Source organism: Shinella sp. BE166, assembly GCF_051201095.1.
Lineage (GTDB): Bacteria > Pseudomonadota > Alphaproteobacteria > Rhizobiales > Rhizobiaceae > Shinella > Shinella lacus.
The window spans coordinates 263,165-276,630 of sequence record NZ_JBPEHL010000006.1 but is presented as its reverse complement, the minus strand read 5'-3'; the positions used below and the strand labels follow the sequence as shown (position 1 = coordinate 276,630).

The 13,466-nt window shown below is 64.1% G+C and carries 12 protein-coding genes; 5 read left to right on the top strand and 7 right to left on the bottom strand.

Translation table 11 applies throughout. The features are described from left to right. Window positions 1-12 precede the first annotated feature (12 nt). The 4 genes from J2Y63_RS17670 to J2Y63_RS17655 all read right to left on the bottom strand — a co-directional run bounded on the left by J2Y63_RS17670 (window position 13) and on the right by J2Y63_RS17655 (window position 4,660). Window positions 13-1,134, bottom strand: coding sequence for an amino acid ABC transporter permease (locus tag J2Y63_RS17670; RefSeq protein ID WP_435267151.1), 1,122 nt, complete (start codon window positions 1,132-1,134; stop codon window positions 13-15). After that, a complete protein-coding gene (locus tag J2Y63_RS17665; protein WP_435267150.1) occupies window positions 1,131-2,342 on the bottom strand; it encodes an ABC transporter permease subunit in 1,212 nt (403 codons plus the stop codon). Before J2Y63_RS17665 ends, J2Y63_RS17670 begins: the two co-directional genes overlap by 4 nt. A 70-nt stretch (window positions 2,343-2,412) precedes the next feature. After that, the gene (locus tag J2Y63_RS17660) at window positions 2,413-3,444 is read right to left on the bottom strand and encodes a transporter substrate-binding domain-containing protein (protein WP_435267149.1); all 1,032 of its coding nucleotides are present in this window, start codon (window positions 3,442-3,444) and stop codon (window positions 2,413-2,415) included. A gap of 268 nt (window positions 3,445-3,712) precedes the next feature. Continuing rightward, complete coding sequence (locus tag J2Y63_RS17655) at window positions 3,713-4,660, bottom strand: LysR substrate-binding domain-containing protein (protein WP_435267148.1); 948 nt, start codon at window positions 4,658-4,660, stop codon at window positions 3,713-3,715. Window positions 4,661-4,794: 134 nt separating this feature from the next. Between J2Y63_RS17655 and glyA the strand changes: the two genes are divergently transcribed. The 4 genes from glyA to J2Y63_RS17635 are packed head-to-tail and all read left to right on the top strand — an operon-like array spanning window position 4,795 to window position 9,270. Next, window positions 4,795-6,072: a serine hydroxymethyltransferase gene (gene glyA, locus J2Y63_RS17650; RefSeq protein WP_435267147.1), complete on the top strand. Its 1,278-nt coding sequence runs from the start codon at window positions 4,795-4,797 to the stop codon at window positions 6,070-6,072. Between the two features lie 16 nt (window positions 6,073-6,088). Beyond that, window positions 6,089-6,982 (top strand): bifunctional methylenetetrahydrofolate dehydrogenase/methenyltetrahydrofolate cyclohydrolase FolD, encoded by an 894-nt coding sequence (folD, locus tag J2Y63_RS17645; RefSeq protein ID WP_435267146.1) that lies wholly within the window; start codon window positions 6,089-6,091, stop codon window positions 6,980-6,982. A gap of 26 nt (window positions 6,983-7,008) precedes the next feature. Next, window positions 7,009-7,899, top strand: coding sequence for a formyltetrahydrofolate deformylase (purU, locus tag J2Y63_RS17640; RefSeq protein WP_435267145.1), 891 nt, complete (start codon window positions 7,009-7,011; stop codon window positions 7,897-7,899). A 51-nt stretch (window positions 7,900-7,950) separates the two neighbouring features. Then, on the top strand, window positions 7,951-9,270 hold the full coding sequence (locus J2Y63_RS17635) for a D-serine ammonia-lyase (RefSeq protein ID WP_435267144.1): 1,320 nt from the start codon (window positions 7,951-7,953) through the stop codon (window positions 9,268-9,270). Here J2Y63_RS17635 and J2Y63_RS17630 read toward each other — a convergent pair whose 3' ends face one another. The 3 genes from J2Y63_RS17630 to J2Y63_RS17620 are packed head-to-tail and all read right to left on the bottom strand — an operon-like array spanning window position 9,271 to window position 12,883. Further along, window positions 9,271-10,431 (bottom strand): M20 aminoacylase family protein, encoded by a 1,161-nt coding sequence (locus tag J2Y63_RS17630; protein WP_435267143.1) that lies wholly within the window; start codon window positions 10,429-10,431, stop codon window positions 9,271-9,273. Next, complete coding sequence (locus J2Y63_RS17625; RefSeq protein ID WP_435267142.1) at window positions 10,428-11,675, bottom strand: Zn-dependent hydrolase; 1,248 nt, start codon at window positions 11,673-11,675, stop codon at window positions 10,428-10,430. Before J2Y63_RS17625 ends, J2Y63_RS17630 begins: the two co-directional genes overlap by 4 nt. Next, window positions 11,672-12,883 carry a diaminopropionate ammonia-lyase gene (locus J2Y63_RS17620; RefSeq protein WP_435267141.1) on the bottom strand — a complete coding sequence of 404 codons (1,212 nt, stop codon included), beginning with the start codon at window positions 12,881-12,883 and terminating at the stop codon, window positions 11,672-11,674. Before J2Y63_RS17620 ends, J2Y63_RS17625 begins: the two co-directional genes overlap by 4 nt. A 107-nt stretch (window positions 12,884-12,990) precedes the next feature. On the opposite strand from J2Y63_RS17620, the gene J2Y63_RS17615 reads away from it, so the two are divergent. Next, on the top strand, window positions 12,991-13,455 hold the full coding sequence (locus tag J2Y63_RS17615; protein ID WP_435267140.1) for an Lrp/AsnC family transcriptional regulator: 465 nt from the start codon (window positions 12,991-12,993) through the stop codon (window positions 13,453-13,455). Window positions 13,456-13,466 lie beyond the last annotated feature (11 nt).

Sequence of the window (13,466 nt, the reverse complement as noted above, 5' to 3'; positions counted from 1 at the left end):
AATTGGCGTCGGTCATCGGCTGCCCCGGGCGAGATGGGCCTCAAGCTTGCGGGCGACGAAGGTGATGAGCGAGCCGACGAGGAAATAGGTGAAGAACAGGAACGAATAGACTTCGTAGGTGCGGTCGCCATATTGCGGATTGGCGAGGATCATCTGCCCGGCGCGCAGAAAATCCGTAAGCCCGATGATGAAGACCAGCGGCGCGGCGTTGAAGATATCGAGCACATTGCCGACGAGCGGCGGCACCACGACGCGCAGCGCCTGCGGCAGGACGATCGACCGGTTGATATCGAACTCGCTCATGCCGAGCGAACGGGCGGCCTCGGTCTGGCCGCGCGGCACGGCCTGTAAGCCGCTGCGCACATATTCGGCGACATAGGCGGAATAGAACAGCGTGAAGCCGACCATGCCGCGCACGACATCCGCCAGGTTGAGTTCGGGTGTCAGCACCAGCATCAGGATCCGGATCCAGTAGACGACCAGGATCAGCGGGACCGAGCGCATCACCTCGATATAGGCCGTAGAGATCATTCGAAGGCTGGAAAAGCGGCTGCGCCGTCCGAAGGCGAGCAGGATGCCGATGGGCAGGGACAGGACTGCTGTCACCAGGGTGAGCAGAACGCTGAGCAGCAGGCCGCCCCAGAGCCCGGCTCCGGGCGGCGACATGACCGCGAAGATGGCGATCAGCCCGGTAAAACTCGCCGGTATCAGCACCTTGCGCGACATTGGCACATGCGACGTCAGGCTCCAGGCACCGGCGAAAGTGGCCAGAAGCAAGGCGAGCGTGAAAAGGTTGCCGAGGCCCGTCATCGACACTAGGACGGCGAGAACCAGCGCCAGGAACCCGGCATGGCGAGTCCGGAAGGCGAAGACGCATCCGAGGGCGGCGCCCAGCAGCGCCGCGATGATGGCAACCGCCACCCAGGAACGCCAGGCCTGGTCCGCCGGAAAAATCCCGATCATCAGCACGCGAAGGCTCTGCGGGATGATATCCCACTGTGCCGTCGCCAAGGCCCAGGTCGCGGCCTGGTAGATCAGCCAGAGAGTGCCCGGAATGACCGTGAGGGACAGCAGAACGTCGAAAGGCTTGCCGAAAAGGTTGTGGCGGGACCACATCAGGGATCGTGCGATCATCGCATTGCTCCGGGATTGCTCAGGCGGCGGTCGGCCCAGCTGACGGCCGCGCTGATGATCCAGCTTAGGATCAGGTAGGACACCATGACGATGACGATGCCTTCGAGGCTGTGGCCCGTCTGGTTGGCGATGGTGCCGTAAATGTTGAACAGTTCCGGATAGCCGATCGCGATGCCGAGCGCCGTGTTCTTCGTCAGGCTGATATACTGGTTGCCGAAGGACGGCAGCACGACCCGGAAGACCTGCGGAAGGATGATGTCGTTGACAGTATCGCGCCGGCCAAGGCCGAGCGACGCCGCCGCTTCCCATTGGCCTTTCGGCAGGGCATCGATGGAGCCGCGCACGATCTCGGCGATATAGGACGCGCTGTTGAAGACGATCGCCAGAAGCAGCGCCGCCATTTCCGGGCTGATGCTCGTGCCGCCGCTCGCCTGGAATTTCGAGGCGACGGGGAAGTCCAGCGCCAGGATGCCGGTGGCGAGCATCAGGGACGGCAGTGCGACGAGCGCGCCGAGACAAATCCAGCGGGTCGTCCTGTGCCTGTCGAAAATCAGCCCGAGCACGGCGACCCAGCAGGCGCTTGCGAGCGCGATCGCCACCGCAGAGCCCTCGCGCCGCCATGTGAGCGCCGGAACATAGAGGCCCTGCTGGCTGATGATGACGCCGTAGAATTTCGCAGCGGCGGCGATCGGCGGGAAATGCAGCACGACGGCGAAGTACCAGAAGACGAGCTGGATCAGGAGCGGCGTGTTGCGAACGAACTCGACGCACCAGAAGGAGAGGTTGCGGACCACCCAATTGGTCGAGAGGCGGCCGACACCGAGCAGGGTTCCGAGCACCGTGCTGAGCAGGATCGCAAGCACCGCGACCTTGATCGTGTTCACGATGCCCGCGACGAAGGCCTGGGCGATCGAGCGGTCCGACGTGAATTCGTTGAAAACAAGCCAGAATCCGCTATCGAAGACGAAGGTCTTGCCCTCGCTGATGTCGAAGCCGGCCGCATCCCAGAGGAACGAGAAGCTGAACTTGATGCCATGCCGCGCCAGCCCCTCCTTGACCGCGACGGCGAAGAGCACGACCAGGGCCAGTGCCGCAGCGACCACGGCAAGCTGCGTGGCGTGATATCGGATCCGGTTGCGCCGCCGTCGCGCGACTGTCAGGTCACGCTCGACCGTGGGGCCGGTCGCGTTCGTGTGTTCCAGGGTCATATCGCAGTTCCAGATGCTCGAAAGACAGCCGAGGCAGAGAGGCTCCGCCTCGGCTTACGCGGCAGAGGGATCAGTTCCAGAGGGGCGAATAGATGGCGCCGCCCTCGGTCCAGAGAGCGTTCGGCGTGCCCTTGCGGTCGAGGAACATCCTGGTGTCCGGGCCGAGATTGCGCGCGTAGATCTCGCCATAGTTTCCGACGGCCTTGATCGCCTGCGCCACGAAGTCGTCGGGCAGGCCGAAATCCTTGCCGTAACCGCCGCCCACGCCGAGGAATTTCTGGACGAAGGGATCCTCGCTCTTCAGCTTCTCATCGAGATTGCCCTGCGAGATCCCGGATTCTTCTGCCTGGAACAGGCCGTAGGAGGTCCAGCGCAGCGCGTTGCGCCACTTGGAATCGTTCGCCACGACGAAACCGCCGAAGGGCGACTTGTCGAGCGTATCGGGCAGGATCAGGTAATCGGCGGGCTTTGGCGAGTTGCCGGCCCAGGCGGCCAGCGCCGACTTGTCCGTGCTCATGGCGTTGCAGCGACCGGAATTCAGCGCGGCGAAGAGCTTTTCGAGGTTCTCGTAGGTCAGCACTTTGGAGGCCGTCCAGCCGCGCGCCTTGAAGGCGCTGGTCAGCACCGTCTCGGTCACCGAGCCCTGCGTCGTGCAGAAAGTGGCGCCGTCGAGGTCGTCGAATTTCGCGACGCCCGACTCCGTCTTCACCATGACGCCGGTGCCGTCGTAGAAATTGATCGGCAGGAAATCGATGGCGATCGAGGATTCGCGGGCCGGCTTGATGGTCGTGTGTGCGAAGACGACATCAACCTGGTTGGTCAAGACTGCGTCGAAGCGGCTCTTGTCCGTGACGGTGACGAACTTGACCTTGGACGCGTCGCCGAGAACGGCGGCGGCGATCGCCTTGCAGAAATCGACGTCGAGCCCTTCCATCTGGCCCGTCGTGGTGTTGAGGTAGCCGAAACCGGGCGCCGTGTTGTCGGTGCCGCAATTCAGCGTCCCACGCTGCTTGACGGAATCGAGCACAGAGGCCGAAGCGTGGCTCGCCACGAGGGCTGCGCCGGCAAAGGTGCCGGCCATCAGTATGTGTTTGAAATTCATTGTATTCCCCTGTTCTATCGCGAGTTGGCCTGCGTGAACGCGCAGGACAGCCGGTGTTGCCGAGACGTGCTTGGGCGATAGGGCAACAGCGGCTCTTGCCGTTCTGAAGCTGATGTTCCGTCGTTTGCTTGAGGTCGCTGCGGCTATCCGATGCGCGGCCCATATCAATCGACAGGGGAACGATAGGAGGGGTGTTTATACAGGTCTACTTAATTCTACTTTACATACCACTTAGAAAAACTGTTGATTTACTCATGCTTCGGTGCCGTCAACCGCCCTCTCCATTTGCCGTTTGCTCCGCGACGGAGGTTGGCCGGCGGCGCCCGCTGACCCGCTGGTTGACCTCGGCGATGAAGGCCTGCACGGCCGGACTTTTCTTCTCGCCCTTCCGGAAGGCGAGAGAGATCTTGCGCCGGATTTCCGGCACCACCTTGCAGACCCAGACGTCCTCCAGGTCATAGCTTGCGCGTAGACCCGGCAGGATGGAGATGCCGTATCCCTCGCGAATGAGCGCGATCGTCACTTCGAAGCCCTTGCAGCGCGCGACGATGTTCGGCGTAAAACCCGCCTCCTGGCAGGCATCGGAAATCATCCGGTTGTAGGTCGACGACGCCGTGTCGAGCGCCCAGCGCTCGTTCCGCAATTGGTGCAGCATCACGGTCGGCTGGTTGGCGAGCGGGTGCGTCTGGGAGACCATGACGTTGAAGACGTCCTCCATCAGCGGGATCGTCTCGATGTTGGGGTCCAGCGCCCCCGGCGGCACGTTGAGATCGTCGATAAAGGCAAGATCGGTCTGCCAGCTGCGAAGGGCGGCTAGGCTTTCCGCAGGCTCCATTTCATCGAACTGCACGGTCAGGCGGGGGTGGAGACGGTGGAGGTCCTGGATCGCTCCCGCCACCAGCGCCGCCGCGATGGAGGGAAAGGCGGCAACCCGCAACTCGCCGGCAATGACCTTCTTCAGCTCCGCAATATCGGCACGCGCCGATTCCAGCTCGATGAGGATGCGCTCGGCCCGCTCGACGAGCTGCTTGCCGGCCGGCGTCAGCTCGACGCCACGGCCGCGGCGCTCGATCAGGTCGATGCCGACCTCCTGTTCGAGCAGCGCGATCTGCTGCGAAACGGCCGAGGGCGAGACGTAGAGCGCCTCGGCGACCGCGGCCATCGTCTTGCGGATCGACAATTCTCTGAGTGCGCGCAACCGGGCGAGGTCCATCATTCGTCTCCCTGACGTGAAACTAAATGATTAGCAAATCAGAACGTATGTGCAAATATTATTAACTTTTTCTGGAATGAACGCCCGACTAGCTTTCCGGCGAACCCAATACAACGGTATTCGCCCGGAGACAGGTCATGACCGAACAGACACAAGCCTATTTCAACGCCTCGGTTCACGAGCGCGATCCCCTCGTGGCCGAGGCGCTCGACAACGAACGCCAGCGCCAGCAGGATCAGATCGAGCTCATCGCGTCGGAAAACATCGTCAGCCGCGCCGTGCTCGACGCGCTGGCGCATGAAATGACCAACAAGACGCTGGAAGGCTATCCGGGCAATCGCTTCCACGGCGGCGGCCAGTTCGTCGATGTCGTCGAGCAGGCTGCGATCGACCGCGCGAAGGAACTGTTCGGCTGCGCTTACGCCAATGTCCAGCCCCACTCCGGCACCCAGGCGAACCTCGCCGTCTTCTTCCTGCTGCTGAAGCCGGGCGACAAGGTGCTCTCGCTCGATCTCGCCGCAGGTGGCCACCTGTCGCACGGCATGAAGGGCAACCTCTCCGGCCGCTGGTTCGAATCGCACAACTACAATGTCGACCCGCAAACCGAAGTGATTGACTACGACGCGCTGGAGCGTATTGCCGAAAAAGTCCGCCCGACCCTCCTCATCACCGGCGGCTCGGCCTATCCGCGTGAACTGGATTTCGAGCGCATGGGCCGGATCGCCAGGAAGGTCGGCGCCTGGTTTCTCGTCGACATGGCGCATATCGCCGGCCTCGTTGCCGGCGGCGCCCATCCCTCGCCATTCCCCCATGCCGACATCGTCACCTGCACGACGACCAAGACGCTGCGCGGCCCGCGCGGCGGCCTGATCCTCACCAACAATCCGGACTGGTTCAAGAAGCTGCAGGCCGCGGTGTTTCCCGGTGTTCAGGGCTCGCTGCACAGCAATGTGCTCGCCGCCAAGGCGATCTGCCTCGGCGAAGCGCTGCGCGACGACTTCAAGGTCTATGCCCAACAGGTGAAGGCCAATGCGCGTGCGCTTGCCGAAACCCTGATCGAACGCGGCATCCGCATCGTCTCGGGCGGAACCGACACGCATATCGTCCTGGTAGACCTGTCGAGCAAGGGGCTCAACGGCAAGCAGGCGGAAGACCTTCTCGCGCGCGCCAACATCACGGCGAACAAGAACCCGATCCCGAACGACAGCCCGCGCCCGCCCGAATGGGTCGGCATGCGCCTCGGCGTCTCCGCCGCCACCACGCGCGGCATGAAGGAAGACGAGCTGCGCACGCTCGGCACCATCATCGCCGACCTCATCGAGGCGGAAGCCGCCGGCAAGGCCGACGACATCGTGCCCGGAGCCAAAGCGAAGGTCGCAGACCTGACCCAGGCCTTCCCGGTTTACGCCCACTGAACATCGGGGAACAACGATGCGAATGGACAGGATCGCCGGCACCGCCGTCATCGATGGAAAACGGTTCGCTGCCGGGCTGCTCGAAAACATCAAGCTCAGAGTGGAAAGCGCCAGGCAGAGAACCGGCAAGGTTCCGGGGCTCGCCGTCGTGCTCGTCGGCACCGATCCTGCGAGCGCCGTCTATGTCGGCGCGAAGCACCGCCAGACGGTGGCCGCGGGCATGCGATCGTTCAAATACGAGCTGCCCGCCGACACCGGACAGGCCGAGCTGATGGCGTTGATCGGCAGGCTCAATGTCGCTCCGGACGTGCACGGCATCCTGGTTCAGCTACCGCTGCCGGCCCATCTCGATGCGGCGGCGGTCATCCAGGAAATCAACCCCGACAAGGACGTCGACGGCTTCCACATTTCCAATGCCGGCCGTCTTTCAACCGGCCAGCCGGCGCTGGTGCCCTGCACGCCGCTCGGCTGCCTGATGCTGCTGAAGGATCAGCTCGGCCAAAGCCTGTCCGGCCTGCACGCCGTCGTCATCGGCAAGTCGAACATCGTCGGCAAGCCCATGGCGCAGCTTCTCCTTGCGGAAAATTGCACGGTGACGATCGCACATTCGCGCACAAAAAACACGCCGGAGCTCTGCCGGGCGGCCGATATCCTGGTCGTCGCGGTGGGACGCCCCGGATTGGTTCGCGGTGACTGGATCAAGCCGGGCGCCGTGGTAATGGACGTCGGCATCAACCGCATCGAGGTGGACGGCAAGTCGCGCATCGTCGGCGACGTCGCTTTCGAGGAGGCCGGCCACGCGGCCGCGATCACGCCCGTGCCCGGCGGCGTCGGCCCCATGACGATCGCCTGCCTGCTCTCCAACACCCTGACGGCCTTCTGCCGCCTGAACGCTATCAGCGCCGATTGACCGGCGCAGCCAGAGGATTTCCAGCCATGTCCACCCACCGATATGCGCTTCGTGTCGCCTGCCCTTCGATCCGGGGCGTGACGGCAGCGATCGCGAATTATCTTTCCACGAACGGCTGCAACATCTCCGATAGCGCCCAGTTCGACGACAAGAGCACCGGTCGGTATTTCATGCGCGTCAGCTTCCATTCGGAAGAAGGACGCACGCTCTCGCAACTGCGCGAGGGTTTCGCTGAGATCGTCGAACGATATGAGGCCGATGCCGAATTCTTCGATGAGACGGCCAAGCGCAAGGTCGTGCTGATGGTCTCACGCTTCGGCCATTGCCTGAACGACCTGCTATACCGCTGGCGCATCGGCGCGCTGCCGATCGACATCGTCGGCGTCATCTCCAACCATACGGACTATCAGAAGCTCGTGGTGAACCATGACATTCCGTTCCAATGCATCAAGGTGACGAAGGAGAACAAGCCCGCGGCCGAAGCCGAACAGATGCGGATCGTCGAGGAATCCGGCGCGGAACTCATCGTGCTCGCGCGCTACATGCAGGTCCTTTCCGACGAGATGTGCCGCAGGATGTCCGGCCGCATCATCAATATCCACCACTCCTTCCTGCCCTCGTTCAAGGGCGCCAATCCCTACAAGCAGGCCTTCGAACGTGGCGTCAAACTCATCGGCGCTACCTCGCACTATGTGACCGCCGATCTCGACGAAGGCCCGATCATCGAGCAGGACACCGTTCGCGTCACCCATGCGCAAAGCGCCGACGACTATGTCAGCCTCGGCCGCGACGTGGAGAGCCAGGTCTTGGCACGCGCCATTCATGCCCATATCCACGGCCGGGTCTTCGTGAATGGCAACAAGACGATCGTCTTCCCGCCATCGCCGGGTTCCTATGTCTCCGAACGCATGGGCTGAGTCGGTAAGATCAGCCGCTACGATTAAGCCGCAACCAGAATGGAAGCCGCGATGACATTTCAGCCGCCGAACGACCCCGCCCGCGCGGATGTACTTGCCGCCCGCCCGACGCTCTGGACCAATTCGCTGTACCGCGACAACGCGATCGGCGACGCTTCCCTGCCGCTCAACCCCGACCAGGTCGACGAGTCGCAGGCGAACTGGATCCGGCTGGCACCGCTGCTTGAAACCTGCTTTCCCGAGTTAGAGGCGACGGCGGGAGCAATCCGCTCGAACCTGATCGAGCTGGAGGGGCTTCGGGATGCCCTCGGCTATGGCGGCGCCGAATTCGGCCGGGTGTTCGTGAAGGCGGACAGCGCGCTGCCGGTCGCCGGATCGATCAAGGCGCGCGGCGGCGTTTATGAGGTCTTCGTTTTCGCCGAGGCGCTCGCCAGGCGGGAAGGCCTCCTGAAGGACGGTCAGGATATCCGCGATCTGGCCGGCGCCGCGGCGAAAGCTCTGTTCTCCCGCCACACGATCGCCGTCGGCAGCACGGGAAACCTCGGGCTTAGCGTCGGCGTCGCCGCCCGCGCCCTCGGCTTCAAGGCCACCGTTCACATGTCGTCCGATGCCAAGGCCTGGAAGGTGGAGCGCCTGCGGAGGCTCGGCGTGGAGGTAGTGCAGCACGAGGCGGACTACACCACCGCCGTCGAGAATGCCCGCATTATCGCGGAAAGCGACCCATCCATCTATTTCGTCGACGACGAACAATCCCGGCAGCTGTTCCTCGGCTACAGCGTCGCGGCGCTGGAACTCGCAGAACAGCTCAATGCGCTGAGGATCGTCGTCGATGCCGAGCATCCGCTGTTTCTCTACCTGCCATGCGGCATCGGCGGCGCACCCGGCGGCGTCACCTACGGCGCCAAGAAAGTTTTCGGCGACGTTGTGCATTGTTTCTTCGTAGAGCCCGTCCAGTCGCCCTGCGCGCTCGTCCACATGATGAGCGGCTCGGATGATCTCGTCTCGGTTTACGACGTGGGCCTGAGCAACAGGACCGAGGCAGACGGCATGGCGGTCGCCCGCATGTCGGCCTTCGTGGCACGCGTCATGCGCAACATGCTTGCCGGCGTCTTCACGGTCGACGACATATCGCTCTTCCGCTGGCTGCTTCTCGCCCATGAGACCCAGGGCTTGCGCCTGGAGCCATCAGCGACCGCAGGCTTCGCAGGGCCGGAATTCGTCGTGAAACATCCGCAGGGACGTGCGTTCTGCGAGCGGCTGAACATCGCCGATCACCTGTCGCAGGCGACCCACATCGTCTGGACGACCGGCGGATCCTTCGTGCCTCAGGAGCAGTTCGAGGCCTTTCTGGAAATCGCCAGAAAACTCTGATCACCCGACCGCGCATCTGCGCCGGATCATTCCGGCGTGGAAATCTGCGCCGTGCAGGAGCCCTTCATCGTTGAAATCGTAGGTGGGATTGTGCAGCGGCGCCGACTCCCGGCCGTTGCCGAGGAAGACGAAGCAGCCGGGCACATGGGCGAGGAAATGCGCAAAGTCCTCCGACCCCGTCATCGGTTCGGCCGCGAGCCGGACGTCATCGGGCCGCAGGATGCCGCGTGCGACGGCGAAGGCTTCCTCGACGAGCGCGGCATCGTTCAAAAGCGGCACTAACTCCCTCGTATAGGCCACCGTCGCGGTGACGTTGTGCGCCAGCGCCGTGCCCTCCGCGATGATGCGCATCTGCTTTTCGATGGAAGCGCTCACCTCCGGCCGGAAGCTGCGGGCATCGCCCAGCACGCGCGCCAGCCCCGGCAGCGCGTTGCGCGTGCCGTCGGTGATGAGTTCCGTGACCGAGACGACGCCCACATCCGTCGGGCTCAGCCGGCGCGAGACGATGGTCTGGAGACTGGTGACCAGCGCGCAGGCCGCGACGAGAACCTCGTTGCCCCAGTGCGGCCGCGCGGCATGGCCGCCCACGCCTTGAAGCACGATCTCGAAATTGTCTTCCGCAGACATGAAAGGGCCGGGCCGCGTCTCGAAATGCCCGACCGGCAGGCCCGGCATATTGTGAATGCCGTAGATCTCGTCGAAGGGAAACCGCTGCATGAGGCCATCGTCGAGCATGGCGAGTGCGCCCTTGCCCCATTCCTCTGCCGGCTGGAAGATGAAGCGGACCGTGCCATCGAAACCGCCCTCCTCCGCCAGCATCTTCGCGGCGCCGAGCAGCATCACCGTGTGTCCATCATGACCGCAGGCATGCATGACGCCGGGGTTTTGCGAGCGATAGGCCTTGTCGCCCTGCTCGGGAATCCTCAACGCATCCATGTCCGCCCTGAGCGCGACGGCGCGATTGCCCGCTCCGCGCCTCAGCGTTCCGACAACACCCGTGCCGCCGACACCTTCCACCACCTCGTCAAGGCCGAATTCGCGAAGCTTCGCCGCGACGAAGGCCGCGGTGCGTTTCTCCTCGAAGCCGAATTCGGGATGGGCGTGTAGATCCCGCCGCCAGGCGGTCATTTCGGCGTGAAGCGCCGTCCTGTCGGTGGTCATGCCGATTCTCCTTCAGTGGCCAGGTGGCGAACGACATCGAGCAGGATGTTGGCCCCGGCGACAAGGTCGTCGTCTGCGGTATATTCCTTGGGATTGTGGCTGATGCCACCGGCGCTTGGCACGAAGATCATGGCAGCCGGTGCAATGCGGGCGATCATCTGCGCATCGTGGCCGGCACCGGATGTCATGCGCTTGCAGGAAAGGCCGCGCTCCCTCGCCGCCGCCGCGATGTGCTCGACAATCCCCCGGTCGAACGTTACCGGCTCGAACCGGGCCAACCGCTCGACGGAAACCGACACCCGCTCTTCCACCGCCAAAACGTCGAGGAATGCGGCAAAGGCGGCCTCCTCCTCCATCAAGCGCCCCTCGTCCGGATCGCGCAGGTCGACCGTGAAGGTCGCGCGCGACGGGATGACGTTGATGGCGTTGGGCTCGAAGCGCATGCAGCCGACAGTGGCAACCGTCGGCGTATTGGCGGCCACCGCGCGCTCCCACAGGAAGGTCACGACGCGCGCGGCCGCATGGCCGGCATCGCGGCGCATCGACATCGGCGTGGTGCCGGCATGGTTGGCGTCGCCCTCGATCGTTACCCGCTGCCAGGAAATCCCCTGCAGGTTCTCGACCGCACCGATCGAGATGCCCTCGCGCTCCAGCACCGGGCCTTGTTCTATGTGCAGTTCGAGATAGGCATGCGGCTTCAGGAAGCCGGGTTCATAGCCGCCGGCGTAGCCGATACGGGCGAGTTCGTCGCCGAGCACCGTTCCATCCGTCCCGACCGATGCGAGCGCCGCATCGACATCGAGCCCACCCGCATAGACCAGCGACCCCATCATGTCGGGTGCGTAACGCACGCCTTCCTCGTTGGTGAAGGCGGCGACGACCACGGGGCGCGATGGCCGAAAACCCTCGGCCTTTAAGGTCTCGATCACCTCCAGCCCCGCAAGAACCCCGTAACATCCGTCATAGATGCCGGCGTCGATGACCGTGTCGATATGGGAGCCGAGCATCAGCGGTGCCGTATCGTCCAGGCCTTCCGGCCGCCAGATGCCAAAAATGTTGCCGATGCGATCCACGGCGACATCGAAGCCGGCTCCCTCCAGCCAGGCCACGAACTGGTCGCGCCCCAGCTTTTCCGTACCGGAGGCGGCAAGGCGCACAAGCCGGCCTTCGGCATCACGCCCGATTGAACCGAGGGTATGGATACGCCCTAGAAGCCGCTCCGCATTGATCGATGGATGGCTCATGCACCGGCGCCCCTGTGGTTACGTGCCGCGACGACCGCTGGCGAAAACCCGACGATTTCCGCGTATTTGCCGGGGTCCGTGGCCCCCTCCGTGTTCACGAGGAAGATGCGCGACCGGGCATCGAAACCCAGCGCGGCCTTGACCGCCGGATCGGCCATCGCACGCATCAGGCCCGCAAGTCCGACCCCGCCGCTTTCGCCCGCAACGATGGCGGGGTCGCCATCCACCGGATTGGCGAGCTGCCACATCACCGCAACCGCATCCTCCTCGTTGACGGTCATGAACGCATCCGCGACGCGCGACAGGATACGCCAAGCGATGAGCGACGGCTCGTAACATTCGAGCATGGCCATGACGGTCGGCGCGCCATGTTCGATCGTCACCGGATGGCCGGCCCGCGCCGTCTCGAAGAGGCAGGCGGCGCGGGCCGGATCGACGACGGTGAAGACCGGGCGGGCTTCGCCGAATTCGAGCGCGAGGTGGCCGGCAACGGAAGCGGCAATGCCGCCCACGCCCGACTGGATGAAGACATGGGTCGGAGGCTCCGGCAGTTTCCGCAGCGCCTCGCGCACGAGCGCGGTGTAGCCCTGCATCACCAGACCGGGAATGCGCTCATAGCCGGGCCAGGACGTGTCGGAGACGATCGTCCAGCCCCTTTCGGCTGCCACGCGCGCCGCCTCGCGGACAGAATCGTCATAGGTGCCCTCGACGCGGACCATCTCCGCACCGAAGCGGGCAATGGCGGCCACCCGTTCATCGCTGACGCCGGAATGCACGAAGATCGCCGCCCGCGCGCCCACGAGCTCAGCGCCCTGCGCGACGGACCGGCCGTGGTTGCCATCCGTGGCACAGGCGACCGTCATGCCGCGCGCGACGGCCTGCACCTCCGGCGCATGAAGCTCGGATATGTCAACGATCCGGCCAAGCCGCTTGCCGGCTTCCTCCAGAACGAGCCGGATCACCGCATAGGCCCCGCCAAGCGCCTTGAAACTGCCGAGCCCGAAACGGTGCCCTTCATCCTTGATGTGGACCGCGCCAATGCCGAGTTTTTCCGCCAGCCCCGGCAGCGCTACAAGCGGCGTCTCCGCGTGGTTGTCACGGAAGGAGAGATAACGTTCGACCTCTGCGGCGGCGGCAATCCCAAGGGTCTCGGCATCGCGCGGATCGAGCGGCGCGCGATAGTCGGCATGGGAATTCTTGAGAAACATGGGCGGCCTCCTTCGATGTGACTGCTGAAAGATATTGCAACCCCATCGAAATGAGCGCTGATATTCGGCCTCCGTTTTGCAAGTTTGTTTCGTCTGGAGACCCATTCGTGCGCCTTGATGCCTTCGACCGAAAAATCCTCGCGATCCTGCAGCAGGACAATATGACGCCGCAGCGCACCATCGGCGAGGCCGTCAATCTCTCCGCACCCGCCGTCCAGCGCCGCATCAAGCGCATGACCGAAGAGGGCGTCATCCGGGCGAACGTCGCCGTCGTCGATCCGGTCGCCCTCGGCCAATCCATCACCATCTTCGTGGAGGTGGAGGTGATCAGCGAGACGGCGGCGCAGATCGAGGCGGCCAAGCAAGAATTCGCCGCCGCCCCGGAAATCCAGCAATGTTACTACGTCACCGGCGAGGCCGACTTCATCCTCGTCGTCGTCGTTCCGGCGATGGCCGACTACGAAGCCCTGACCCGCCGCCTCTTCTTCGGCAACAACAACGTCAAACGCTTCCGCACCTTCGTCGCGATGGATCGCGTGAAGGTGGGCCTGGGCGTTCCGGTCGAGGGCTAGGAGCCCGGCCG